This window comes from Exiguobacterium sp. HSB13 (assembly GCF_056764755.1).
The window spans coordinates 170,935-195,657 of record NZ_JBUZOM010000001.1 but is presented as its reverse complement, the minus strand read 5'-3'; the positions used below and the strand labels follow the sequence as shown (position 1 = coordinate 195,657).

22 protein-coding genes are annotated in these 24,723 nt (G+C 46.3%); 4 read left to right on the top strand and 18 right to left on the bottom strand.

The window, feature by feature from the left end:
• Positions 1–18: 18 nt before the first annotated feature.
• From ACZGCQ_RS00995 to ACZGCQ_RS00980, 4 genes are all read right to left on the bottom strand, one after another.
• On the bottom strand, positions 19–1,449 hold the full coding sequence (locus tag ACZGCQ_RS00995) for an NAD(P)H-hydrate dehydratase (protein ID WP_481265117.1): 1,431 nt from the start codon (positions 1,447–1,449) through the stop codon (positions 19–21).
• Positions 1,450–1,541: 92 nt separating this feature from the next.
• Positions 1,542–1,973, bottom strand: a complete 432-nt coding sequence (locus ACZGCQ_RS00990) for a Fur family transcriptional regulator (RefSeq protein ID WP_023467528.1) — start codon at positions 1,971–1,973, stop codon at positions 1,542–1,544.
• Entirely contained in the window at positions 1,945–2,814 is an 870-nt protein-coding gene (locus ACZGCQ_RS00985) for a metal ABC transporter permease (RefSeq protein WP_481265116.1), read from the bottom strand. The genes ACZGCQ_RS00990 and ACZGCQ_RS00985 overlap by 29 nt, the downstream gene beginning before the upstream one ends.
• Complete coding sequence (locus ACZGCQ_RS00980) at positions 2,811–3,578, bottom strand: metal ABC transporter ATP-binding protein (RefSeq protein ID WP_023467526.1); 768 nt, start codon at positions 3,576–3,578, stop codon at positions 2,811–2,813. The genes ACZGCQ_RS00985 and ACZGCQ_RS00980 overlap by 4 nt, the downstream gene beginning before the upstream one ends.
• A 215-nt stretch (positions 3,579–3,793) precedes the next feature.
• Here ACZGCQ_RS00980 and ACZGCQ_RS00975 point away from each other — a divergent pair, with 215 nt between their 5' ends.
• The 3 genes from ACZGCQ_RS00975 to ACZGCQ_RS00965 are packed head-to-tail and all read left to right on the top strand — an operon-like array spanning position 3,794 to position 7,708.
• A complete protein-coding gene (locus tag ACZGCQ_RS00975) occupies positions 3,794–5,332 on the top strand; it encodes a Ppx/GppA phosphatase family protein (protein WP_481265115.1) in 1,539 nt (512 codons plus the stop codon).
• Positions 5,329–7,482, top strand: coding sequence for an RNA degradosome polyphosphate kinase (locus tag ACZGCQ_RS00970; RefSeq protein ID WP_350468340.1), 2,154 nt, complete (start codon positions 5,329–5,331; stop codon positions 7,480–7,482). The genes ACZGCQ_RS00975 and ACZGCQ_RS00970 overlap by 4 nt, the downstream gene beginning before the upstream one ends.
• A 55-nt stretch (positions 7,483–7,537) precedes the next feature.
• Positions 7,538–7,708, top strand: a complete 171-nt coding sequence (locus ACZGCQ_RS00965) for a XapX domain-containing protein (RefSeq protein ID WP_034785920.1) — start codon at positions 7,538–7,540, stop codon at positions 7,706–7,708.
• A 121-nt stretch (positions 7,709–7,829) separates the two neighbouring features.
• Here the strand turns inward: ACZGCQ_RS00965 and ACZGCQ_RS00960 are convergent, their stop codons facing one another.
• The 5 genes from ACZGCQ_RS00960 to ACZGCQ_RS00940 form a co-directional block, all read right to left on the bottom strand.
• The gene (locus ACZGCQ_RS00960) at positions 7,830–8,447 is read right to left on the bottom strand and encodes a hypothetical protein (protein ID WP_214728113.1); all 618 of its coding nucleotides are present in this window, start codon (positions 8,445–8,447) and stop codon (positions 7,830–7,832) included.
• A 20-nt stretch (positions 8,448–8,467) separates the two neighbouring features.
• A complete protein-coding gene (locus ACZGCQ_RS00955) occupies positions 8,468–9,370 on the bottom strand; it encodes a deoxyribonuclease IV (protein WP_029341047.1) in 903 nt (300 codons plus the stop codon).
• A 98-nt stretch (positions 9,371–9,468) separates the two neighbouring features.
• Positions 9,469–10,821 (bottom strand): DEAD/DEAH box helicase, encoded by a 1,353-nt coding sequence (locus ACZGCQ_RS00950; RefSeq protein WP_064300313.1) that lies wholly within the window; start codon positions 10,819–10,821, stop codon positions 9,469–9,471.
• 47 nt (positions 10,822–10,868) lie between these two features.
• Positions 10,869–11,822 carry a sugar ABC transporter substrate-binding protein gene (locus ACZGCQ_RS00945; protein ID WP_481265114.1) on the bottom strand — a complete coding sequence of 318 codons (954 nt, stop codon included), beginning with the start codon at positions 11,820–11,822 and terminating at the stop codon, positions 10,869–10,871.
• Positions 11,819–13,582 (bottom strand): two-component system sensor histidine kinase NtrB, encoded by a 1,764-nt coding sequence (locus ACZGCQ_RS00940; RefSeq protein ID WP_029341044.1) that lies wholly within the window; start codon positions 13,580–13,582, stop codon positions 11,819–11,821. Before ACZGCQ_RS00940 ends, ACZGCQ_RS00945 begins: the two co-directional genes overlap by 4 nt.
• A gap of 145 nt (positions 13,583–13,727) precedes the next feature.
• Between ACZGCQ_RS00940 and ACZGCQ_RS00935 the strand changes: the two genes are divergently transcribed.
• Entirely contained in the window at positions 13,728–14,675 is a 948-nt protein-coding gene (locus ACZGCQ_RS00935) for a 4-hydroxy-3-methylbut-2-enyl diphosphate reductase (protein WP_214728117.1), read from the top strand.
• Between the two features lie 106 nt (positions 14,676–14,781).
• Here ACZGCQ_RS00935 and ACZGCQ_RS00930 read toward each other — a convergent pair whose 3' ends face one another.
• From ACZGCQ_RS00930 to glyQ, 9 genes are all read right to left on the bottom strand, one after another.
• Positions 14,782–15,894, bottom strand: coding sequence for a Nif3-like dinuclear metal center hexameric protein (locus ACZGCQ_RS00930; RefSeq protein WP_481265113.1), 1,113 nt, complete (start codon positions 15,892–15,894; stop codon positions 14,782–14,784).
• Positions 15,894–16,610 (bottom strand): tRNA (adenine(22)-N(1))-methyltransferase, encoded by a 717-nt coding sequence (locus ACZGCQ_RS00925; protein WP_285801478.1) that lies wholly within the window; start codon positions 16,608–16,610, stop codon positions 15,894–15,896. Before ACZGCQ_RS00925 ends, ACZGCQ_RS00930 begins: the two co-directional genes overlap by 1 nt.
• Positions 16,611–16,730: 120 nt before the next feature.
• Complete coding sequence (cccA, locus tag ACZGCQ_RS00920) at positions 16,731–17,072, bottom strand: cytochrome c550 (protein ID WP_029341040.1); 342 nt, start codon at positions 17,070–17,072, stop codon at positions 16,731–16,733.
• Between the two features lie 153 nt (positions 17,073–17,225).
• On the bottom strand, positions 17,226–18,311 hold the full coding sequence (gene rpoD, locus ACZGCQ_RS00915; RefSeq protein ID WP_023467512.1) for an RNA polymerase sigma factor RpoD: 1,086 nt from the start codon (positions 18,309–18,311) through the stop codon (positions 17,226–17,228).
• Positions 18,312–18,345: 34 nt separating this feature from the next.
• Positions 18,346–20,142 (bottom strand): DNA primase, encoded by a 1,797-nt coding sequence (gene dnaG, locus ACZGCQ_RS00910; RefSeq protein WP_481265112.1) that lies wholly within the window; start codon positions 20,140–20,142, stop codon positions 18,346–18,348.
• A 146-nt stretch (positions 20,143–20,288) separates the two neighbouring features.
• Positions 20,289–21,098 carry a pyruvate, water dikinase regulatory protein gene (locus ACZGCQ_RS00905; RefSeq protein WP_047396410.1) on the bottom strand — a complete coding sequence of 270 codons (810 nt, stop codon included), beginning with the start codon at positions 21,096–21,098 and terminating at the stop codon, positions 20,289–20,291.
• A 12-nt stretch (positions 21,099–21,110) separates the two neighbouring features.
• Positions 21,111–21,740 (bottom strand): transcriptional regulator CcpN, encoded by a 630-nt coding sequence (ccpN, locus tag ACZGCQ_RS00900; protein WP_047396404.1) that lies wholly within the window; start codon positions 21,738–21,740, stop codon positions 21,111–21,113.
• A gap of 21 nt (positions 21,741–21,761) precedes the next feature.
• Complete coding sequence (gene glyS, locus ACZGCQ_RS00895; protein WP_481265111.1) at positions 21,762–23,822, bottom strand: glycine--tRNA ligase subunit beta; 2,061 nt, start codon at positions 23,820–23,822, stop codon at positions 21,762–21,764.
• The gene (gene glyQ, locus ACZGCQ_RS00890; protein ID WP_029341034.1) at positions 23,815–24,705 is read right to left on the bottom strand and encodes a glycine--tRNA ligase subunit alpha; all 891 of its coding nucleotides are present in this window, start codon (positions 24,703–24,705) and stop codon (positions 23,815–23,817) included. The genes glyS and glyQ overlap by 8 nt, the downstream gene beginning before the upstream one ends.
• Between the last annotated feature and the right edge of the window lie 18 nt (positions 24,706–24,723).

Sequence of the window (24,723 nt, the reverse complement as noted above, 5' to 3'; positions counted from 1 at the left end):
TCTCTCACATTCATTATTCTATAACTCAAGTCGACCTAGCTCTTCGATGACATCCGTTGCTAACAAACTGCTCGGATGTAAACGTCGTTCAACTTGCCGAGAAGCACGTGCATACCACTCTGCTCCTTGCGCTAGCGTTTGTTCGATATCGCCTGTTGGATGTTGTGCAAGAAGGCTAGTTAGTATGCCAAACAGAGTATCCCCACTTCCTCCTTTCGCGAGACCACTTGATGCACCAGAGACGACGAATCCGCCTCCATCCGGTTTTGCGATTAAGATGACATGGGACTTCAAAACGACAGTCACTTGATGCAAGATGGCATAGTCGGTTGCCTGACCGAAAAGATCATCTTGAATACTTGCGACACTCTGATTCGTCATCCGGGCGAATTCCCCGATATGCGGTGTAACGATGATTGGCGCGGTTCGTTCGGGATAACTTTCTTTTACTAGAGCTGCAGCATCTAATACAACCGGCAAATCACTCTTAAGCAGATAGTCCACCCATGTTTCGGCTGCCTCTTGCGATAATCCGGGACCAATCCCAACTGCTGAGATGGAAGGGAGCATTTCCTGAATCGCTGGTAACGTCTGATCAATGACCATTGCTTCCGGTGCTTGGACGATAATTCCGTGTTTCGCAAGTGCCGTTGTCGCAACTTGTAGTTTACCGACTCCTGTTCGTAAAGCTGCCCGTGTCGCGAGTTGGATGGAACCCGGCATCGTCTCGCTTCCACCAATCAATAGCGCCGTCCCGTACGTTCCTTTGTGCCCGTATGGTTCCCGCTTGAATAAGGCGGTCACATCCTTAGGGGACACACGCCATTCGCCAAAAGTCGGTAATCCGATATCAATCGTTTCGGATTCGCCATAAAACGGGGCCGTTCGTATTAAAAAAGCAGAGCGTTTCATCGCATGCAATTGGAATGTCACGTCTGCGCGAATCGCCGTCTCCTTAAATTCCGTTGCATGATCCGTCGGCACTCCGCTTGGAACATCTACGGCATAGATACGTGCCCCTTGCCGCTTTTGTTCCGATACGAATTCACACTGCGCTTCGAACACCGGATCAATCCGCTTTGGATCAAATCCCGTTCCATACAAGGCATCTAGAATGACATCATATTGACCACACGGTTGTTCGGTCACAAGTCCAAACGCTTCTGCATAATGAACATGAACGATGGATGTATCTGAACGATTCTCTCCAAATGGCGCAAATAGTGTGACATCAAAACCGTCTCGAATCAGTTCGCGACCAATGACATACCCATCCCCGCCGTTATTGCCTGTCCCACATAAAATCAAGATTCGCTCCGTCTTCCTATGACGCTCCTTGATACGTGTTGCGATGTGACTTCCGGCTCGTTCCATCAGCACTTCAAGTGGAAGTCCGGACGTCCGTGCCCACTCATCGATTTGTCGCGCTTCTTGTGTATCATAAATCATCTTCTCATCACCTCTGTTCGACTATTCCCGTTTTGAACAGGACTAGTCTTCCAAAACGAAAAAAGGACGCCCGACTGGGCATCCTCTTTCATTTAAGATGTCATGCGTTGACAATTCGCACAGCGCCCATAAATTTCGAACTTATGATCCTCGACTTCAAAACCAGTCTCTTGGACCGGAGAAACCCATTCCATCGGACAGACATTCAACGTCTCCGTCTTGCCGCAGATTCGGCAAATCAAATGATGATGATGGTGTCCTGAAGCACAGGCTGCTCGGTATTTCATCTCACCGTCTAATTCCGTCACTTCTAATAAGTCGATTTCCGAAAAGTCATTCAAGTTTCGATAGATCGTATCATAACTTAACGAAGGATGAGACGTTCGAAGCGCTTCTGCTACTTCCCGCGCACTGACATAACGATTCACTTCAAACAGATACGACAGCAAATCGAGACGCTTCGGTGTCATTTTAAATCCGGAAGCCTTCATTCGTTCACGCGCTTGTTCGATGTTCGTCTTCATGTGTTTTCCCTCCTATCCAAAAACGTTCCAACAGCATCACGATGATCAACTCAAGTACCGCAAGCAAGACGATCATTCCACCTGGTGCCAAATCGAACTGATAGGCCAGGATGAGTCCGAGCACTGTCGCAACTTCACCAAATATGATGGCTAAAAAGATCGTCGCCTTAAAACTCTTCGCAATTCGAAGTGCTGCTGCAACCGGCAACGTGATTAAGCTTGAGACAAGCAAAATCCCAACGATTCGCATACTGATCGCAATAACAAGTGCAACGACGATCATGAAAAGAATATGCACTAAACGAAGACGAATCCCGGAAACGCGCGCCTGCTCCTCGTCAAAGGAGAGGAACAACAATTCCTTATAAAAGGCAAAGACGAAGATGATGACGACGACCGTCACGACAAGAATCGTATACACATCCGTCAAAGCGACAGCCGAGACTGTTCCGAATAAGAAAGAGACGAGATCCATCGAGAAGCCATTCGCGAGACTAATGAACGTCGCTCCAAGCCCCATCCCCGTCGCCATGATGATTGGGATTGCGAGTTCTTGGAAGTGCTTATACTTTGCCCGCAACCAGTCGATCGTTAGTGCCGCGATGACTGACGTCACAATTCCTAAATACAGTGGATTCAAGTCCGCTAATTGTGCGACCATTCCAGAAATCAATAAACTGAGCGCAATCCCGGCTAACGTGACGTGTGATAGCGCATCTGCAATTAAGCTCATCCGCCGAACAACGACGAACGATCCGATCAATGGTGCCGTAAATCCGATCAGAATGGCAGCCACCAAAGCGTACTGTAAAAACTTTAACGTCATGAACGCTTCAATCATTGGACACTCTTCCCTTCGTGAACGAGGACACGTCCTGGAACCGGATAGAGTGAGCGGATCGTCTGTTCATCCAGTTCCCAGTATTCTTTGATGCCACAGTTACACCCTAAACGTCCATCGACCAGATGGATCACATCCGTGACAAGTTTACTGACGAAGTGAATATCGTGCGTAACAAGAACGAATGTCCGTCGCTTATCTCGGCGGAGCTCTTCTAGAATTTCATAGAATTCTTTTACGTACCGCTGATCGACACCAACAGTTGGTTCATCTAAGATCATTAAATCGGGATCATTAACGAGTGCCCGCGCGATAAAGACGCGTTGTTGTTGACCACCAGATAAGTCGCCGACTTTTGAATCGCGTCGTTCCCACATGCCGACCGTTTCAAGGGCAGTCCGGACTTTGTCTCGATCGTCACGAGACAAACGACGGAAGAGTCCTTTTTTTGCATAAAGTCCCATCTCAACGACTTCTGCGACAGTCACCGGAAAACCGGAGTTGAACGCTGCCGCTTTTTGCGAAACATAGCTGATCCGCCACCATTCATTGAATTGTGATTGGGATTGTCCAAATAAACGAATCGTTCCTTTCGGTTGCAATAACCCTAATATACATTTGATTAGCGTCGATTTTCCGGATCCATTTTCCCCGACGATTGCTAAAAATTGTCCTTGCTCAACCTGAAACGAGACTTGATTCAGCACCCGGCGATCCGGATAATCATAGCTGACTTGATCAATCTCGATGATTGGTGTTTCCATTTATTTTCACTCCTTCCGTTTTCGTAAAACGGAATAATTACGCCTTAATCAACTGTCTTATTATAGCGCCCGCCAATTATTGGTGCAACTCTAGCAACTTCCTATCCTCCTTGGAAAAAATTCAAGGTACAATAAAGAAAGAAGCTAGCTGTTTCCGGCTTGTTCAGAGAGGGAATTCTTTTAATGCACGCATCGCAGAGAGGAGTCGGAGTCATTTGAAACAAGAACTTGCAGTCATCGATATTGGTTCCAACTCAATTCGTTATGTCATCTTCCATCCGATTGATTCTGGTCGCTATATCGAGAAGATTAATATTAAAGTCGTCGCCCGTTTATCTGCTCACATCAATGAGGATGGAGCACTCGATGATGAAGGCATCGCCTTACTCGAAGAAACATTACATCGTTTTTATGAAGTTGGCGTCACCCACGAGGTCGAAGAAACGATTTGTGTCGCGACAGCAGCGATCCGTAATGCAACGAATCGAGATGCCATCGTTGAATCCGTTACAGAAAACACGCCTTTTTCCATTCAGGTTCTGACAGATGAACAAGAAGCATACTATGGCTATTTTGCCATCATCAATTCGACCTTCCTGACCGATGGCTTTTCTGTCGACATCGGTGGTGGCTCCATGGAAGTCACCTTGATTGAGAATCGCGAAATGGTGGCGTATCACAGCTTTCCATTTGGTGCCGTCACCTTGACACGGCAATTCGTTTCCGACGAAACTCTAAGTGCCAGTGATAAGAAGAAGTTGGTGAAATTCCTCCGGGAACAATTCGAATCGATTCCATGGTTAAGTGATAAGAAGCTTCCTTTAATCGGTGTCGGTGGTTCTGCTCGAAACTTTGTCCGGATCCATCAGTCGAATCAGGACTATCCCCTACGAAGTGTTCATCAATATCAAATCAAAGCGAAGGAACTCGCAAAGATGGTCGACGATCTCGAAGGAAAGTCAGCGAAACAACTATCGAAAATCGAAGGATTATCAAAAGACCGAATTGATATCTTTCTGCCGGCATTGATTGCGATTCAAGAGTTAGCCCACCATATCGAAGCAGAAGAATTCGTCATGAGTAATCTCGGTCTTCGCGAAGGTCTTGTTTACGAGTTCGATGTGCAAGACGAAGCATACCGTCGGATTGAAAACGTACGTGAGCAGAGTCTTTATCAGCTCGAGAGCGACTATAAGGTCAATCGAGATCGTGCCTCATACATTGGAACACTCGCCAAATCGATGTACCGGCAGCTCGTCACGCTCGACTTGATTTCAGAACGTGCGTCTGATCTACGACTACTCGATTCAGCAAGCCGCTTATTTTATTGTGGACAATACATTAATCCGGATACACGATCAGACCAGACGTTCTATCTGTTGACGAATACCGAATTGAATGGCATGACACATAAGGATCGCGTTGCTCTTTCGCTCGTCAGTTCCTATTCTTCCGCCAAACGAATGAACCAGCTTGCGAAACCTTTCAAGGACTGGTTTACGGAAAAATCGCTGGATCGCTTCGACCTACTTGGATCTCTCCTCAAATTAAGTCATGCGCTCGACGTGACGGAGCGAAAAGCCGTCGATCATTTGGAACTGTTTCTTCAAAAGGATCAACTCCAATTCGTTCTCGATACGGGTGATCATGATTATGGATTCGAAGTCGAAAAAGCGGAAAAACAAAAGAAACATCTGGAACGAATCATTGATTGTACGATTACCTTCGAAACGAAAGGAGATCTTCCTTCATGAAGCTCGACATACCGGAACATTTCAATAATCGTGAGCTTAGCTGGCTCCAATTCAACAAACGTGTACTAGATGAAGCGTTCGACACACGCAATCCGTTAATGGAACGTTTTAAGTTTCTCGGTATCTTTAGTTCCAATTTAGACGAGTTCTATATGGTGCGGGTCGGTGGTTTAAAGGATGAAGTACTCGCCGGTTTCAATAAACCGGAAAATAAACAACAGATGACACCCAAACAACAGTTACGTGCGATCGCAGCGAAAACAAAAGAGTTAGTCGATCGTCAATACGAAGCATTTCAAGCAATCAATCAGACGTTATCCGATGAAGGCATTACATTCTTGAAATACGACGCTCTGACTTCAGAACAGACGACCTATGTAAAATCCTTTTTCCGTGAACAAGTCTTTCCGGTACTCACGCCCGTTGCCGTCGATGCCTATCGTCCGTTCCCGATGCTCTCGTCAAAGTCACTCAACATCGCGACGGTGCTTGAGGCAGAAGACGGGACAAAACGAAATTTGGCGCTCGTACAAGTACCTGCTGTCTTGCCACGATTCGTCGATTTACCGGTAGAAGATGATGAGACGACGGCTGTCATCTTACTCGAAGATGTCATCATCGCCTTCATCGATAGTCTATTCAAAGGTTATCGTGTGTTGTCTGCCATGCCGTTTCGGATTACTCGGAATGCCGACCTTCCGTTTCATGAGGAAGGTACCCATGATTTATTAAAGCTGATTGAGAAAGAATTAAAAAAACGACGTTGGGGAGTGGCCATTCGACTCGAAGTTCAAAAAGCTGCCATCAACACGGAACTGCTCAACATGTTGCGCGATGTACTGGATTTGCAGGAACGCGACATCTTTGCCGTGGATGGTCCGATTGATTTAACGTTCTCCTTTGCCTTCTACAGTCAAATCGGTATTGAATATGATCATTTGATTTATCAGACAATCATGCCGGTTGACCCACCGGCACTCGATAGTTCAAAAAATCTGTTCAATCAATTACTGGAACGCGATTACCTCTTGCATCATCCGTATCATACGTTTGATCCGATCGTTCGGTTCATCGTCCAAGCGGCGAATGATCCGAACGTCCTTGCCATCAAACAAACACTTTATCGTGTATCTGGTGATTCTCCGATCATCAAGGCCTTAAAAACGGCAGCGGAGAACGGGAAACAGGTCACCGTCCTCGTTGAACTGAAGGCTCGATTCGACGAGGCGAAGAACATCGAGTGGGCGAAGCAACTGGAGAAGGCCGGCGCTCATGTCATTTACGGATATAGTGACTTAAAGACGCACTCAAAGATCACGCTCGTCGTCCGACTCCACGAAGGCAAGATTCAGCGTTTCGTCCATCTTGGTACCGGCAACTATAATGATTCGACGGCGAAACTATACACGGACGTCGGATTATTGACCGCTCGGGAAGAGATCGCCGAGGATGCGACGAACTTCTTCAATTGGTTATCCGGATACGGGGAACAGCCAGAATGGAACGTCATTCAAACTTCACCGAACGCGATGCTTGAGAAGTTCCTGTCCTTGATTGATGAAGAGATTCATCATCATAAAAAACACGGAAATGGTCGAATCGTTGCCAAGATGAATAGTCTAACGGAAAAAGACATCATTTTACGGCTCTACAAGGCATCGCGCGCTGGTGTGCAAGTCGAACTCATCGTTCGGGGCGTCTGTTGTCTGCGTCCTGGCATTCCAGATGTTTCGGAGAATATTCGCGTCATCTCGATCGTCGACCGTTACTTGGAGCATTCACGCATCTTCTACTTCCATCACAACGGTCAGGATTTGATGTATGGATCAAGCGCGGACTGGATGACACGCAACATGCGAAAACGGATTGAAATCTTGTTCCCGATCATGGACGAAGAACATAAGGAGTATTTAAAGGATTGTCTTGCTCTCGCCCTTGCTGATAATGTAAAGTCGCGTGAGCAGGCAGCCGATGGATCTTATCATTACGTGAAGGATGGAAAACAGAGCTGTGAATCCCAGCTGCTGATTCAAGACTATACGAGCGGCAAACTAAAACAAAAACCTAGTTTTACAACTCCATTAACACAAAAGTGGATCACGATTGAAAAGAAGGAGGACAAAGTCATTCTTGATCAAAATGCTACTTGACGTTTAATATGTACTTTACTTCAAATGCTGATTTACAGCAGAAAGGACGAAATGTATGCTTCAGCAAATTTTGTTATCCCTTCTCGCAGGCGTCATCTGCGGTGTCGTGTTTACCGCACTGAAACTGCCGATTCCTGCCCCACCCGTTTTTCCAGCTATCGTCGGGATCTTTGGTGTCTTCCTTGGGATGAAAATCTATCTATTTTTAGTAGAACGCTTTTTCTAACTCAAACAAAAATCGTTCTCTTTCTGCGCCAGGCAGTCAGAGAACGATTTTTTTGATTCTGTTTAAGGTTTTAATGATTAAATGATCATTCGTGCGAGCTCCGCTTGAATAGGGAAAGCTTTTACTCACTCTCTTCCGTTGCCGCAGCCGTATCTACCGCATGCAACATCTGTTGATGTAACCATCGGTGACAGGTCGGGCAAACCGTCTGATATCCTTCTGGTGTCAAATGCCATTCGAGTAACGACTGCCTAGACTCCTCACAATGAACACATTGACGCGCGACTTGTTCCAGATGATTTCGCTCCTTAAAGCGCTCGATTCGACGTTGTTTAGACTGTTCGAGTGTCAGTACATCCGTTTCGAAATACCCATACTGCCATGAATCGAGCAGACGTGTGCGAACCACGCCTTCGACTGGTCCGGTTTTAAGACCAAGTTGATCGAGTGGTCGTCCAAGTAAGGGATGACGTAAATCCACACTGATGAGGTCAAGGCACACATAGGACCCTTCTGAGTCGTCAGCAGCCGTCAACCAAAACGGATCTTCTGGACGTGTCGTATACTCCGTAAACAAAGCTTCTGCATACGCAATGATACCATTGGTCGTCGAAAGAAAAACTTCTTCTCCCTCTGCCAGTTCTCCCGGCAAATAAAACGGTTCCTTTGTTTCATAATAGTGGACAACAGCTTGTCGGATCGCGAAGCTTGCCTCATCGACGACGAATAGATGACACATCACAGACACCCCTTTATGAGTTATTCGACCGGTGCACCTAGAATCGGTAAACGCCAGTCCGCGTCAAATGCACCAGAACGTAACATATCAATTTCTTCTTTATACGGCGCGACTTTTTTCTTTGGATCGAGTCCAATGTATGGTGTCTCCAGAATTTTTGGCAAATGGGCAAGTGCAGGATGATGCACGACACGGTGTAACGTATCAAATCCAATCTCACCAAAGCCGATGTTTTCATGACGGTCCTTCCGTGCGCCGCGGACGTTCTTCGAGTCGTTTACGTGAATGACCCCAAGACGATCGAGTCCGACGATCCGGTCGAATTGTTCGAGGACACCATCTAGGTCGTGCACGATATCGTATCCCGCATCATGCACGTGACATGTATCGAGACAGACAGACAAACGATCATGATGTGTGACGCCTTCGATGATTTGAGCAAGCTCCTCGAAGGTTTTTCCGATTTCCGATCCTTTTCCGGCCATCGTCTCAAGCGCGATCTTGACCCGTTCTTCGCCTGTCAGTACCTCGTTGAGTCCTTGAATGATGCGTTTGATTCCAACATCCTCTCCAGCCCCGACGTGCGCACCAGGATGTAATACGATATGCTGTGCCTTTTCTAATGCCTCTGCTCGTTTGATCTCAGCTGCTAAAAACGAAACGGCGAGTTCGAATGTCTCGGGTTTTGTCGTATTCCCCAAGTTGATAATATACGGTGCATGCACAACGATTTCCTCTATTCCATTAGCACTCATATGTTGCAATGCTTCTTGAATCCGTAACTCTTCCATCGGCTTACGGCGTGTATTTTGAGGTGCTCCTGTATAGACCATCATAGTCGTTGCACCGTAAGATGCCGCTTCCTCACTTGCACCTAACAGCATTTTTTTCCCCGAAACGGAGACGTGTGAACCTATTTTCATGTTCTTTTCCACCTTTCTCTTTTTACAGTGTACCAAATCTTGAAAACGACAAGACACCCGAAAAATGTTTTTTCATTTCACGGGTGTCTTCGACAATGTTATTTTGATTTGCGTGCGTTTTCTTTACGTTGCGCGCGACCGACACCACGTTGTTCTTTGATGCGTTCACGTTTTGCTGTTTCTTTCAGCTTGTATTGATGTTTCTTCTTATAACCTGGTTTAACACGTTTTTTCGCTTTTGCTGCTTCACCCGAAAGGCGGCTATGCGCTGTCTTCGAGACGGCAGTCTTCATGTGTGGCTTCGCACGGCGACGTTCTTTGACCTCGACGATTTGACTACCTTTGACATCGACGTTCGTGAATTGAATGCCACGGTCCTCTAAGCGATTGATCATACCGTTCTCGTGATCTTCAAACAATGTGTACGCCAATCCATCTTGATCGACTCGACCTGTCCGGCCGACACGGTGGACGTAGAAGTCTAAATCTTTTGGAATACCATGGTTGATGACGTGCGAGACGCCTGAAATATCAATTCCGCGTGCCGCAAGATCCGTCACGATGACGTATTGATACTTCGCATCGTTGATTTCTTTGATGGCTTGCTTACGACGACGAGCCGGAAGGTCACCGTGAAGAGAACCGACGTTCAGTCCTGCTTCTAAGAACAAAGCTTCGACTTCGATCGCTTCTGCTTTTGTATTCGTAAAGATCAAACAAATATAAGGGTTTAACGCTTTTGCGACTTTCAACGTCAATTGTGAGCGCTCACGGTGCTTGACCGGAATCGTATGGTGAACGATTTTCTTCGCTGTCTGTTGTTTTGGATCCACATGCGCATAACGCGGGTTGTTCATGTATTTTTTCAAAAACGGTTGCAATTTCTCAGGAATCGTTGCTGAGAAGACCATCATCTGAAGCTGTTCTGGAAGAGCTTGCGCAATCCGGTCAACTTCTGGCAAGAAGCCCATGTCGAGCATTTGATCCGCTTCATCGATGACGTAGTGCTTCACGAAATGCGGTTTCAAAGCCTGTTCTTTGAATAAGTCTAAAATACGTCCCGGTGTTCCGATGACGATTTGGGGTGAGACTTTTACACGACCGATTTGACGTTCGCGATCCATTCCACCTGTAATAAGACTCGTCTTGATGAAGTCTGGTTCCTTGACGAGTAACGATTTCAGTTCTTCATGAATTTGCCAAGCAAGTTCGCGCGTTGGAGCAACGATGATCGCTTGTAATTCTTGAAGCTTTGGATCGACGTTTTGAACGATTGGAAGAAGGAACGATAACGTTTTTCCTGTTCCGGTTTGTGATTGACCGATGATATCGCGTCCCTTTACTGCAGCTGGGATGATCCGCGACTGAATGTCAGTCGGTTTTGTGATGCGGGCGTCATCGAGTGCTTCGATGACGAACGGGTGTAATTGATAATGGCTGAATCCATTCATGAATTGACACCGTCCTTTCCTTATTTGCTGAGGCATCTGCCTCTCGATTAGTTCAACATGGTTATGGGTCTACTACCGTCATACAGATAGGAGTACGTATAAAAACGAGTTGGAATCTTTTTGTTTTTCGTATGAAGCTTCAATGCACTGAAGGCGACTTTCATCATCTCATCAGCACTCTGGACGACCGTCGCATCCATCGATTTCATGTCAACAGCTTCTAATATAGCACGATTCCCGTCTATGCCGACAATTATTTTTCCTTTGATACCTGCTTTTTTCAATGCTTCGAGGACACCTAGTGCGATATCGTCATTGTGACAATAGACGGCATCAAACGGAATTCCCGACTCAATCACCTGTGTCATGACCTGTTCTGAAGTGACGGGATCGTAATCCCCATTCACGGATTCAACGATTTGAAGTCCCGGCTCACGCTCAAGACCAATCAAAAATCCTCGATGTCGTTCATTCGTCGTATTGACGTTTGCCGTACCTGCGACTTCAATGATGTCGGTTGTAGGTCGTCCCGTCTGCTTGATGCGTTCGTGTTTGATAAATGATGCAAGTTGTTCCCCGATCAATTGGTTATTCGAGGTAATCGAACTGACGACTGCATCGGAGCGGATTAATCGATCAATCGCAAAGACCGGAATCCCGGCACGAGCTGCCTCTTCTAACGTACTAGCGATATAGACATCATCAAGCGTCGTCACGAAGATTGCATCGACCTTCATTCGAATGAACTCTTGAATCTGCTCGCGTTCATTGATGCGTGAATTATGTGACGTCGCGACGACTGCTTCGTATTTATTCAGTTTGGCTTGTGTCTTGAACGCATCGACGAGCCGTTGCGCAAATTCATGTTTATCATTGACGACCGTGAAGCCAACGAGATGACGACGTGGACTCGGATCCGGATTGACGAATAAATTGGAAATGAACAAAACGGATGAAATCCAAACAATCAGGACAAATAACCAGGCCTTATTGAATTTCATTCCGTTTGCTCCTTTCGTGGTAAGTGGACTTGAATCGTCGTACCGACACCCGGTTTACTATCAAAGATCATCTTTCCTTTATGGTCACGAACGATTTGTTTTGACATGAAGAGTCCAAGTCCATTGCCATCGACTTTTGATGTCTTGAACGCTTGACCGACATGATCAATCTGATTTCCATCCATCCCTACCCCATTATCCTGAACAATGAATACGACTTCTTCTGGATAAACGTGGACATGCAGATGACAGATTCCATCCGGACCTTTAAACGCGACAGCTTGAAGAGCATTTCGAACACAGTTTGCTAAAATCTGCAAAATCCCCTCTTCCGATGCATAAATCTTTGGCATGAAGGACGGTGTATAAATTTTGCAGTCCGCTTCGTAATGATGAGCTTCCGCTTCTAAGATATATGTCAGCTTCTTCATTAAATCATTCATATCGATCGTCGTTTTTTGAAGTGCATTGTTTTCGCCTTTCGATAAATCAAGCATCGTTTGAATCATGCCATTTGCTCGATCCAGTTCCGATAAGGCGAGAATCAACATTTCTGGATCACGATCCTTTTCTGCTGCTAACAACTGTAACGTCATCTTGACTGGAGTTAGTGGATTACGGATTTCGTGGGCAATCCCGGCTGCTAGTTGACCTAGTGAGGCTAGTTTTTCTTGATGTAACATCGTTTGTTGTTGACTCAACTGCTCAAGGCGCGCATTTTCCATTCGTTGAGCGTACTCGTTATAGGCAGCAACGAGTGTCTTGACTTCGTTTGATCCGGCACGTTCGAGAACAATCGGTTTGGGTGAGGTGCTTTTCTCGATCTTATTCACAAGTTCAAGCATCGGTGCCGTCAATTGTTTTGACATCAAATAGCCGACGATCAGACTGAGGACGAGCGTCAAGGCAGCGATGATCAAATACTGTTGCCGTGTCGTGTAGACTGGTTCATAAAAGACGCTTCGTGGCGTTCGAACGAGAATCTTCCAATCCGTCACCTTCAAATCTTTCGCAAAGTAATACATATCTTGGTTCGTACTAAAAATCTCAGAAGGCTCTACCGATTCAAAAGCACGTTCAATGACACTTTTCGATAATAAGCGTTCTTCATCCGGTACCAGATTACTGGATGTGGCTAACAATTCTTTTTTACTATTGAACAGGTAGGCAATCGTTTGATCGTCAAATGATTCAAGTGAATTCCGAAAGACGATCGAGTTCATGACACTTAACCCACCACCAAAGACACCGACACGTTCGTTGCCGTCTCGAACCGGAACGAACATATAGGAAACAGCGTCTGATTCCATCGTATACAACTTACTCATATGAAAATCCGTACTCGTCAACGTTTGCAAGAATTCATCATCTTTTAGGATCGTACTGTTTTCTATGCGTCGATCCTCACTTGAGAACCAAGTGATTTGCTTCGTCTGTCGATCAAAGTAGAAGAAACTCTTAAATCCTGTATCAATGTCTAATAGATTTGATTCTTCAATTTTTTGTTTCAGCTTTTCGGGGTTTTTGACATTCAACTGCAAGCTCATGATCTCTTCGTGCAGATTCCCAATATTGTCGCGAATCGCATTTCCTGAGACCTCGACACTCTTTTCGCTCTGTTTCTCTGTTTGTTGCTCGACCCGAGAAATCGTGACCCGGTCAGCAGTGAAGGCAAGCGCTGAAATGACAAGACAAATCAGGATGAATAAGACGGCGGTGATTTGAAAAAAATACGACCGCATCATTTTCTTAGACTCCATCCCTTCGCCTCCCTTTTGAATAATTGACAACTTCATTAGTATAGCATGTTCTGTGGATGAAACAGACTCCTCTATTTTCATTCAGCTTCAATCAATGGTACACTCTAACTAATCATTCTTTTTCACAAAGGGAGAATCCATAACTATGCTAGTAAAAAAAATCAGCCCCCGCGGCTATTGTTACGGTGTCGTCGATGCAATGAAACTTGCACAACAAGCGGCATTGAATAAAGACTTGCCACGTCCGATCCATATTTTAGGGATGATCGTCCACAATGCTCACGTGACACGTGAGTTCGAAAATATGGGTGTCATCACTGTCGATGGTCCCGATCGCCTCGAAGCGTTAGAGACGATTCAAGAGGGCACTGTCATCTTTACTGCACACGGCATTTCACCTGCTGTTTATGCCCGTGCTGCTGAGAAAAACTTACACGTCGTCGATGCAACATGTCCTGACGTGACGCGTACACATGATTTGATTCGCCAAGTCGTCGCAGATGATTATGAAGTCATCTACGTCGGCAAACATGGACACCCGGAACCTGAAGGTGCAGTCGGTGTAGCACCAGAGCATGTGCACCTCATCGAAAAAGTCGAAGATATCGAAGAACTCCCACCTCAGCTTGCCCACAAAAAAATCATCGTCACGAATCAGACGACGATGAGCCAATGGGATGTCCAAGCTTTGATGGAACACGTTCGTAAAAAGTATCCGCATGTAGAAGTACACAATGAAATCTGTAACGCAACACAAGTCCGGCAAGAAGCGGTGGCTGATCAAGCAGGAGATTGCGATCTCGTCATCGTCGTCGGGGACCCGCGTTCAAACAACTCAAATCGTTTGGCTCAGGTATCCTTTGACATCGCTGGAACTCCAGCACATCGGATTGGTGATTTGACAGAACTTGATTTGACTTGGCTTGAGGGTGTGACTCAAGTTGGTGTCACTTCAGGTGCATCAACACCAACACCAATCACGAAAAAGGTCATTGATTTTCTACAACAATATGATCCTGCTGATATCAGTACGCATGACAAGACACCGTTCCTTGAATTACGACGCATCTTGCCTAAAGTCAAAGTACTTTGATCATAACAATCGATACAGCAAAACCGAGTCGCGAATGAGGATCGCGACTCGGTTTTTTTTATTACTAAATACAACGACGGTAGTATCGACGTATTCCATCGATTCATCATAAAAACTGAAACGGATTCGTATTCGCTGTTGAAATCAGCAGCTCGACGTCGATTTTTTTCTGTTCGAATCGACGCTTCAATTCGTTGACGACGCCTTCCTTCATGACCGACTCCACATGATGTCCCGGATCGACGACTGCTAGTCCAAGTGCCATCGCATCATGCGCCACATGGAAATAGAGATCGCCTGTCACAAGGACATCTGCTCCCGCAAAAGCTGCAGTCGAGACATACTTATTGCCGTCACCACCAAGGACTGCTACTTTTTGGATGTGGCGTGATTCGTCTCCAACGAAGCGTAAGTTTTGTACTCCAAACGCATCGCGAACATGCTCTGCAAATTCCCGTAACGTCATTGCTTCCGGTAACCGACCAATCCGTCCGAGACCAAGTGATGTTGCCGGGCGTTCTTGACGAATGAGATCATAGGCGACTTCCTCATATGGGTGAGCCTGTTTCATCGCTCGAATGACTTGTTTCTGATTCAGTTCCGTGACAATCGTCTCGATTCGGACTTCTGAGACGCGTTCGAGTCGCCCTGCTTCACCGATATACGGGGTAGCTTCCGTCAACGGTCGGAATTGACCCGTTCCATCGACGTGGAATTGACAATCACTGTAGTCCCCTTCTTTTCCTGCTCCCGCTTGTGCAAGGGCTGTTGAAACGCGCTCTACAGCCTCAGTCGGCACGAAGACACTTAGTTTATATTGCGTGTTTTCAAACGTCGGCGCTAGTACTTCACAAGACTCAAGACCCAGCACATCTGCCATCCAGTCATTAACCCCACCTGGTGTCACGTCAAGGTTCGTATGCGCAGCATACACCGCAATATCGTGTTTGATACATTTGGTGACAATCCGTCCTGTTGCAGAACGATCCGTCACATTTGCTAACTTACTAAAAATCGGTGGATGATGCGCGATGATGAGATCGACCTTCTTTTCAATCGCTTCATCGACGACAGACTCCAAGACATCAAGTGTCACGAGTACACGTTTGACGTCCTTGTTCAATGTTCCGATTTGTAGACCAATCGGATCACCTTCGAGTGCGAATTTTTTCGGAGCAAATGCTTCAAACTGCTCAATGACATGGTTCCCATTCGCCATTAGTTCGTCACCTCTTCCATCTTTTGAATCAATCGTTCGATGGCTTCGATTTTTTCAGATAAAACTTCCGTTGCTTGTCCTTGTTTCATCTGAGCTAGGATATACTCCCGCTTCTGTTTTTCAGTCTGCCATTTTTCGATGAATTCTGGTGCACGTTCCCGCATTAACTGTGGTCCAAAGAACAATTCCCACTGACGTGTTGTTTCGTCCTCTGAGTAAAGTGTTTCATCTCCACGTTCTGCCACGAGAATTTCATAGATCTTCCCGTTCTCCTCGACGATCGCTTCAGACAATAACGCATATGAATTCGTCAGCAACCACTTCCGGACATCGACTGCATCGACATTCGGTTGAAGAATCAAGCGCTCCTCTCCCGACAATCGATCTTTCCCTTCTTCAAGGATTGAGGCAATCAGCGTTCCCCCCATTCCCGCAATCGTGATCGCCGTTGCTTCACCCGGCTTTAAAACCGATAAGCCACTTCCTAAACGGACATCAATCTGTGATTCGAGACCGACAAGCGCCACTTGTCCTTTTGCCGCTTCCATCGGTCCTTCATTCACCTCTCCTGCAATCGCGCGTTCAATTTTATGTTGCTGGATACAAAAACATGGTACGAATGCATGATCTGATCCAATATCTGCGAGGATTGCTCCTTGTGGAATATACGACACGACTTTTTGGAGTCGTTGATCCAATACGACGTTCATTTGCATCATCTTCATCCTTCCTATTTTCCGAAAAACTCTCTTTTAAAAATAGCGGATTTGCGCTAAAAAAGATACCATACACCACAAAAAAACATCCATCTCGTGAAGAGATAGATGCCCTTGTTCTTATTTCTTAGCAGCTAACCATTTGGCTAGAACAGCTGCTTCTTCGTCATTCGCAAGACCGCCAGGCATTTGCCCTTTACCGTTCATTGCGATGTCTTTAATTTCATCTTCTTTCAGCTTCGCGCCGATCTTTGTTAAGTTCGGACCTGTTCCGCCTTCTAAGTTTCCACCGTGACATCCTGTACATCCTTTAGATGCAAACAAGTCTTCCGGCTTCATTTCTGCAGTTGACGGCCCTTTGCGAGCTTCCTTCACCTGATCGACCCCAAAGTAAGACAATGAAATCATAGCGATGATGGCGATGACTGCGATCGCCGCGAACGGTACTAATGGATTACGCATTTGGATTCCCCCCATATTCTATACCCAACCAAGTTGGTGACTGAATGGTATTCCCCGTTACTATTCTACTGTAAAAAAAACAGGGAAGGAAGAAAAAAACGAAACTTTTTTCTTCCTTCCCACTAAAATTTCATATATTCTTCACACTTTGAATTAATCGAGGAAATCTTTCAAGCGTTTTGAACGGCTCGGGTGACGTAACTTCCGAAGTGCTTTTGCTTCGATTTGACGAATCCGCTCACGTGTAACGCCAAATACTTTCCCAACTTCTTCAAGTGTCCGTGTCCGACCATCATCGAGTCCGAAACGAAGACGAAGAACGTTTTCTTCACGATCCGTCAGTGTATCTAACACATCTTCAAGTTGTTCTTTCAAGAGTTCGTATGCTGCAGCATCTTGTGGTGCCGTCGCATCTTGGTCCTCGATGAAATCTCCGAGATGTGAATCATCCTCTTCCCCGATTGGAGTCTCAAGAGAAACCGGCTCTTGCGCAATTTTAAGGATTTCACGGACTTTTTCCGGCGTGATTTCCATCTCTTTCGAAATTTCTTCCGGTGATGGTTCTCGTCCAAGATCTTGCAAAAGTTGACGCTGGACACGAATCAATTTATTAATCGTCTCAACCATGTGAACCGGAATTCGGATTGTCCGCGCTTGGTCAGCAATCGCGCGTGTGATTGCCTGACGAATCCACCATGTTGCATACGTCGAGAATTTATATCCCTTCGTGTAGTCGAATTTCTCGACCGCTTTGATCAGACCCATGTTGCCTTCTTGAATCAAATCAAGGAACAACATGCCGCGTCCGACATAACGCTTCGCAATCGAAACGACGAGACGTAAGTTTGCTTCCGCCAATCGTTTTTTTGCTTCTTCATCGTTTTGCTCGATTCGTTTCGCGAGTTCGACTTCGTCTTCTGCATTCAACAAATCAACGCGTCCGATTTCTTTTAGATACATCCGGACAGGGTCATTGATCTTGACACCAGGAGGAACAGACAAATCATTTAGATCCGCCTCTTCTTTCTCATCTCCTGTGCCGTCATTATTGACCTTGATACCTTCTGTTTCAAGCAACTGAAGGAATTCCTCGAATTGCTGAGCATCCATTGATTCGAACGAACTTAGTTTGTCTTCGATCTTTTGGTGTGACAATTCACCATTTTTATGTCCGAGCGCGATAAGTTCCTCTTTCGCGAGACGGAGTAATTCAGCTTCTGATCTTGCTTTTTCTGCCATCGAACCATACACTCCTTCCACATCATGCAGCAGGTCATCGATCTTTTAAACGACGCTTCCGTTCTATGATCGCCTGCATCAGCTCCGCTTGAGCACGGATATCTGTTTGTTGATTCAATCGTGACTTTTCTTCTTCTAACAACCGACGTTGCTGTTCATTTTGGACGGCACGAATGTAGTGACTGAGTAAGTCAGGATCATACTCAGGCATCAGCATGAACTCTAAATCCGCTACGATTCGTTGCAAAGAGGCGTCGTGCAACATCGTCAAAAAACGATCAGGACTTCCTTGCGTACCTGCTCCGTAAAATTCATATAGCTTGCCGGCAATCAATTGATGTGCCGGATCATTGAATTGGACACCTAGTTGCTCTCGCACTTCAAGACATACTTCTTCTGAACGGATCATGTAGGCAAGCAAGAAGCGTTCTGCCTTTTTCCAGTTCGCGAACGTTCGGTCAGGAGGTGCTGTCGGTAGAGCAGCTGGGCGATCGGAAACGACTTGTTCTCTCTTCGGTTGTTGGACGGTTGGACGCACTTGTGCGATCAAGGAGTCTTTCGAGAGTTTGAATTCCTCGGAAAGTTTTCCTAAATAAATATCCCGTAACAACGGATTGGATGTTCGACCAATCTCTTCAAGCATAGTTTCAATATATCGAACGCGTTCTCCTTCTAATCGCAAGTTTTTTCCTTGTCGAAAATAAAAAGATTTGAATTCAAGACTTGAAACCCGTTCTTGTTCGATCCAGTGTAAAAACGTCTCTTCGCCCTGATTCCCAATGAAGGAATCCGGGTCTTCGCCATCCGGTAAACGGATGACGGAACAGTCGACGGCAACGGCTTCAAGCAACTGTAAGGCTTTTAACGTCGCAGCGCGTCCTGCCTTGTCTCCGTCATAACAAATAATGACTTCATCGACGATACGTGCTAGGTTTTGTGCATGAACCGGTGTTAAGGCTGTTCCTAAAGAAGCTACCGTATAAGGTATACCCGCTTGAGCGACACGCACAACATCAAGATTTCCCTCAACGAGAACAACTTGTTTGATTTTACGCATTGCCCCTCGCGCTTGAGCGAATCCGAATAACAGTTCACTTTTATTGAACAAAGGTGTTTCCGCTGTATTGACGTACTTCGGATCACGACCATCAATCGAACGTCCACTAAATCCGACGATCGTGCCATCACGATCGGAGATAGGGAATACGACTCGACCGTTGAATCGATCTCGATAATCGCCATCGCGTCCGATTGAAATCAATCCCGCTTCGACCATCTCATCTAAATCAAACCCACGTCGTGCCAAGGAATCCACTGTAAAACGATCTTGATCCGGTGCATACCCGAGTCGGAACTCACGCATCGCACCTTCACGGATACCGCGATTCTCTAAATAGATTCGTCCCGCGTCGCCTGCTTCCGTTTGAATCAACACCTCATGATACAACTCGGTGACGATCCGATGTGCCTCGCGCATCCGGAACTTCTTTTCCTGTTCCGGTGTCGATTCCGATTGTTCGAATCGGTCCGGCTCTAGTTCCGGAAGTGTGACATCATTTCGATCAGCTAATTTAGAGACGGCTTCCTTGAAACTCATTCCTTCTGTTTCCATGACGAAAGTGATCGCGTTTCCACCTGCACCACATCCAAAACAGTAGTACATCCCTTTATCAGGAGAAACAGAAAAGGAAGGTGATTTCTCAGAATGAAACGGGCAGAGCCCTGAATATCGATTCCCTTGTTTTTTTAATTCTACACGTTCTGAAATCAATTCGACGATGTCCGTTGCTTGGCGGACCTGATCGACGATTTCATCAGGAATTCGCTTCATTCCGTCCTCTCCCCTTTCCTTGAGAACTTATCCTTACATGACCATACCCGCAATGAAACGGAACGATGACTCGTTCCGTTTCATTAGAAAAAGGGCATTATCTCATTTATCAGCTAAACAAGTATACTATGTTCCTAACTGCTTGACTAGTCATGCGCTTTCCCGGAGATCCCGGTCAAAATCAGGTTCGCCGTTTCCTCGACTGCTTTATTCGTTACATCGATGACTTGGCAACCGATTCGTTCGTATAAATTCCGTGCGTATTCGAGTTCCCGGTTGATTCGGTCCATCTGCGCGTATGCTGCTTCTGGTTTGAGTCCTAATGAACGCAGGCGTTCCATTCGGATGTCGATCAACTTTTCCGGTGAGATGAGTAGTCCAAAACATTTTTCTTTTGGAATATCGAATAGCTCTGCTGGCGGGATCGATTCCGGTACGAGTGGTACGTTCGCTACTTTATATCGTTTCAAAGCCAGATACTGCGAAAGTGGTGTCTTTGATGTACGCGACACTCCGATTAAGACGATATCCGCACGCTTGATGCCTTTTGGATCACGTCCATCGTCATACTTAACAGCAAATTCGACCGCTTCGATTTTCCGGAAATATTCCTCATCTAAACGATAGATCAATCCGGGTTCTTCTTTCGGTTGCATCTGCAAACGATCTTCCATCGTGTCAAGCAATGGACCAAGTAGATCGATCGCTTTTACACCGTGGGCACGCGCCGTGTCTGCAAGCAGACGACGATGGGTCGCATGGACGATCGTAAAAGCGATCGTCGCTTGTTCTTCTTTCGCATGAAGAACCAAGTCATAAATGACTTGATCATCATCGACGAACGGAATGCGGACCGTTTCGATGGCTTGTTCCGGGAATTGGATTGCAGCTGCGCGGACGACGAGTTCACACGTCTCTCCGACAGAGTCACTCACGACATAAATCCGTTGACGCATCAGGAACCCTCCTTAAATTTCTTCATCACGTGCTAAAGCGACCAACACTTTCGTCATGTTCGTCTTCGTCATTCGACCAACGACTTTCAAGACGCCGTTCTCCTCTTCGACGACCGGCATTGAATCAATCTGCTTTTCGATCAGTTTCATGCCGGCACCAATCAACGTCTCCGTTTTTTCACAGACCGTCAAATTCGGCATCCGTGTCATGATGATGTTGACCGGTAACGAGTCTAACTCTTGATTACCGATTGCCGCACGTAGAAAATCCTTACGTGACAACACACCGACTAACGCATGGTCCTTACTGACGACGAACAGAGAACCTACATCTTCTAGGAACAAGTGAACGATCGCATCGTATACGGTCATTCCTTCATGAATGACTTTTGCCGACGACATGAATTCACCGACGGTCAATGTATCGAGTTTCTCATGAAGCATGGACGCATTTTTCTTTCCAACGTACATATAGCCGACACGTGGACGCGCTTCTAACATGCCGGTCATCGTTAAAATCGACAAATCGGGTCGTAATGTCGCCCGTGTCAGGGAGAGCGCTGCAGCAATCTGCTCTCCCGTGATCGGACCATTCTCTTTGACGATTTGGAGTATCTTTTTTTGCCGTTCATTTAACTTCATCGGCTCATCCGTCCTTTTTCTTTACGCTAAAGTAAGTGCATTGAACCGAGCGACTGATTCGATTGCTTGCGCAAATCGTTTCATTTCGCTAAGACGGTTCGTACGGACTGTTTCGTCGTCCGTCATGATCATCGTACCGTCAAAGTAGGCTGTGATCGACGGAACGGTTGCCTCAAGTGCCTCAAGCGCTCGTTCATAATCAAGTGACGCGATGGCTTGATCGACCTCTGGTAAGGTTTTCTCAATCGCCTCATGCAACGCGCGTTCCGCATCATTTTCAAAGAGCGCTGGATTAACAGTTGTGACGTCTTCTGCTTTTTTCGAGATGTTTAAGACACGACTGAGTTGTTCGACCGTTTTCTTGAACGATTCTTTTTTCGTCGCACTTTCAAGCATCGCAGCACGCTGCTCATTCGCTTCGACTGTCAACGTATGATCAAGAGCGGCTTCGACGACATCATGACGGAAGTTCATTTCCGATAGACGGTATTTCAAGCGTTGTGCAAAGAAGTCTTGTAATGCAGCTTGAACTTCTTCGGCATCCTTCTCATAAAGACCTGCTGCCACCTGTTCCGAAACGACGAAGGCGATCAGTTCTGTCAATGTCAGGTTCAACTTACGATCCGATAAAATCTGAACGATCCCTTGTGCTTGGCGACGTAGTGCATATGGATCCGCTGATCCACTCGGAATCATGCCGACCCCAAAGAATCCAGCGACGCTGTCCATCTTATCGAGAATCGCGTAGAGTGTTCCTGTTGGTGTCTCCGGACTTGCATCACCCGCGAAGCGTGGCATGTAATGTTCACGAATCGCAGCCGCAACTTCCGGATCCTCATTCTTCATGTTCGCATAACGCTCACCCATCAGACCTTGTAACTCTGTGAATTCATAGACCATTTGACTGACGAGATCGAATTTATAGATTTGTCCTGCACGTTCAACACGTGTTTTGTCCGCACCGACACGATCTGCAAGTGCGAGCGCCATCTGACGGACGCGACGGACTTTTTCGCCTGTCGTTCCTAATTTTTCATGGAAGACGATTTTATCAAGACGTTTCGCCTGTTCATCGATATCTGCTTTTTTATCTTCTTCATAGAAGAACTGCGCATCGGCTAAACGAGCACGGATGACTTTTTCGTTTCCGCGTGCGACGTTTTCAAGATGTGTTGCGTTTCCGTTTCGTACTGTCACGAAATAGTGGAGCAACGCACCGTCACGTTTGACCGGGAAGTAACGTTGGTGTTCTTTCATCGTCGTGATCAAGACTTCTTCTGGTAACTCAAGATACGCTTCATCGAATGCACCGAACAAGGCTGTCGGATACTCGACCAGGTTCGTGACTTCTTCAAGTAAAGACGCATCGATCGGCACTTCGAATTGTTCGCGTGCCGCAAGCGCTGCGATTTGTTCTTCGATCAACTGGCGACGGGCTTCATAACTGACGATAACGTGTTCTCCTGCGAGCGCTTCGACGTATGCGTTCGGACGCAGGATTGTGATGTCCTGACCGAGGAAACGATGTCCACGCGATGTCCGACCTGTTTCGACAGATGCGACTTCAAACGGGATGACTTGATCGTCAAGCAGGGCAATCAACCAGCGAATCGGACGCATGTAACGTAACGATTGTGTGCTCCAACGCATGTTTTTCGGGAATGTCATCGCTTCGACGACTTGTTTTAGTCCAGGAAGTAGATCAGCTGTCGCTTGTCCAACTTCCTTACGTGTCGCATAAAGGTATTCGACTCCTTTTTCTTCTCCAAGGAAAAGATCATCCGTCGTTAACCCTTTACCACGCGCGAATCCTTCGGCTGCTTTCGTCCAATTACCGTCTTCATCCATCGCGATGCGTTTTGCTGGTCCTTTTAATGTCTCTTCGAGGTCGCTTTGACGTGCTGCGAGACCTTTGACATACACTGCAAGACGGCGTGGTGTCGAGAAGGATTCAACGCTTGTGAACTCAATCCGTGCTTCTTCAAGAAAACGCGTCACGCGTTCCTTGAGTTGTGTTTCCGATTGAAGGACGAATCGAGCCGGCATTTCTTCTAAACCGATTTCAAGTAATAATTCATGCATGTGACTCACCTGCTTTCGACTTGATCAATGGGAAGCCAAGACGTTCCCGTTCTTCGATGAAACTTTGCGCACAACGGCGCGACATGTTCCGGACACGATGGATGAATCCTGTGCGTTCCGTAACAGAGATTGCTCCCTTCGCGTCGAGAAGGTTAAAGGTATGCGAACATTTCAAGATGTAATCATATGCCGGGAAAACGAGGTTCTCGTCCAAGGCACGATTTGCTTCTTTTTCATATTGATCGAACAACGTGAAGAGTAACGCGACATCAGATGTTTCAAACGTATACTTCGAATGTTCGAACTCTGGTTGATAGAAAATATCACCGTATTTGAAGCCATCCGTCCAAACGAGATCAAAGACACTCTCGACGTCTTGAATATACGACGCGAGACGCTCAATTCCGTAAGTGATCTCTACTGCGATTGGATTACACTCGATTCCACCGACTTGTTGGAAGTACGTGAACTGCGTGATTTCCATTCCGTTCAGCCACACTTCCCAGCCGAGACCTGCAGCACCGAACGTTGGGTTCTCCCAGTTATCCTCTACGAAACGGATATCATGTTCGAGTGGGTTGATACCGAGCAACTCGAGACTTTGTAAGTACAATTCCTGAATGTTGTCAGGTGATGGTTTCATGATGACTTGGAATTGATGATGTTGATACAGACGGTTCGGGTTCTCCCCGTAACGACCGTCAGCTGGACGGCGTGATGGTTCTGTATAACAAACGTTCCATGGTTCTGGTCCGAGACTCCGTAAGAATGTCATCGGATTCATCGTACCGGCTCCTTTTTCTACGTCGTATGCTTGCATCGTCAAGCAGCCTTGTTCTGCCCAAAATTTTTGTAATGTCAAGATCATGTCTTGTACTGTCATCTTCACGACTTTCACCTC

What these genes read in the sequence shown, in the direction of transcription:
- ACZGCQ_RS00980 (WP_023467526.1), bottom strand. Translation starts at nt 3,578, where the DNA reads ATGGAAACACCAATCATCGAGATTGATCAAGTCAGCTATGATTATCCG.
- ACZGCQ_RS00965 (WP_034785920.1), top strand. Translation starts at nt 7,538, where the DNA reads ATGCTTCAGCAAATTTTGTTATCCCTTCTCGCAGGCGTCATCTGCGGT.
- ACZGCQ_RS00985 (WP_481265116.1), bottom strand. Translation starts at nt 2,814, where the DNA reads ATGATTGAAGCGTTCATGACGTTAAAGTTTTTACAGTACGCTTTGGTG.
- glyS (WP_481265111.1), bottom strand. Translation starts at nt 23,822, where the DNA reads ATGCATGAATTATTACTTGAAATCGGTTTAGAAGAAATGCCGGCTCGA.
- ACZGCQ_RS00955 (WP_029341047.1), bottom strand. Translation starts at nt 9,370, where the DNA reads ATGAAAATAGGTTCACACGTCTCCGTTTCGGGGAAAAAAATGCTGTTA.
- ACZGCQ_RS00905 (WP_047396410.1), bottom strand. Translation starts at nt 21,098, where the DNA reads ATGCGTCAACGGATTTATGTCGTGAGTGACTCTGTCGGAGAGACGTGT.
- ACZGCQ_RS00925 (WP_285801478.1), bottom strand. Translation starts at nt 16,610, where the DNA reads ATGCAAATGAACGTCGTATTGGATCAACGACTCCAAAAAGTCGTGTCG.
- ACZGCQ_RS00945 (WP_481265114.1), bottom strand. Translation starts at nt 11,822, where the DNA reads ATGAAATTCAATAAGGCCTGGTTATTTGTCCTGATTGTTTGGATTTCA.
- ACZGCQ_RS00950 (WP_064300313.1), bottom strand. Translation starts at nt 10,821, where the DNA reads ATGAATGGATTCAGCCATTATCAATTACACCCGTTCGTCATCGAAGCA.
- rpoD (WP_023467512.1), bottom strand. Translation starts at nt 18,311, where the DNA reads ATGGCAGAAAAAGCAAGATCAGAAGCTGAATTACTCCGTCTCGCGAAA.
- ACZGCQ_RS00990 (WP_023467528.1), bottom strand. Translation starts at nt 1,973, where the DNA reads ATGAAGACGAACATCGAACAAGCGCGTGAACGAATGAAGGCTTCCGGA.
- ACZGCQ_RS00935 (WP_214728117.1), top strand. Translation starts at nt 13,728, where the DNA reads ATGCTAGTAAAAAAAATCAGCCCCCGCGGCTATTGTTACGGTGTCGTC.
- cccA (WP_029341040.1), bottom strand. Translation starts at nt 17,072, where the DNA reads ATGCGTAATCCATTAGTACCGTTCGCGGCGATCGCAGTCATCGCCATC.
- ACZGCQ_RS00960 (WP_214728113.1), bottom strand. Translation starts at nt 8,447, where the DNA reads ATGTGTCATCTATTCGTCGTCGATGAGGCAAGCTTCGCGATCCGACAA.
- ACZGCQ_RS00970 (WP_350468340.1), top strand. Translation starts at nt 5,329, where the DNA reads ATGAAGCTCGACATACCGGAACATTTCAATAATCGTGAGCTTAGCTGG.
- ACZGCQ_RS00940 (WP_029341044.1), bottom strand. Translation starts at nt 13,582, where the DNA reads ATGGAGTCTAAGAAAATGATGCGGTCGTATTTTTTTCAAATCACCGCC.
- ACZGCQ_RS00995 (WP_481265117.1), bottom strand. Translation starts at nt 1,449, where the DNA reads ATGATTTATGATACACAAGAAGCGCGACAAATCGATGAGTGGGCACGG.
- ACZGCQ_RS00930 (WP_481265113.1), bottom strand. Translation starts at nt 15,894, where the DNA reads ATGGCGAATGGGAACCATGTCATTGAGCAGTTTGAAGCATTTGCTCCG.
- dnaG (WP_481265112.1), bottom strand. Translation starts at nt 20,142, where the DNA reads ATGAAGCGAATTCCTGATGAAATCGTCGATCAGGTCCGCCAAGCAACG.
- ccpN (WP_047396404.1), bottom strand. Translation starts at nt 21,740, where the DNA reads ATGAAGTTAAATGAACGGCAAAAAAAGATACTCCAAATCGTCAAAGAG.
- glyQ (WP_029341034.1), bottom strand. Translation starts at nt 24,705, where the DNA reads ATGACAGTACAAGACATGATCTTGACATTACAAAAATTTTGGGCAGAA.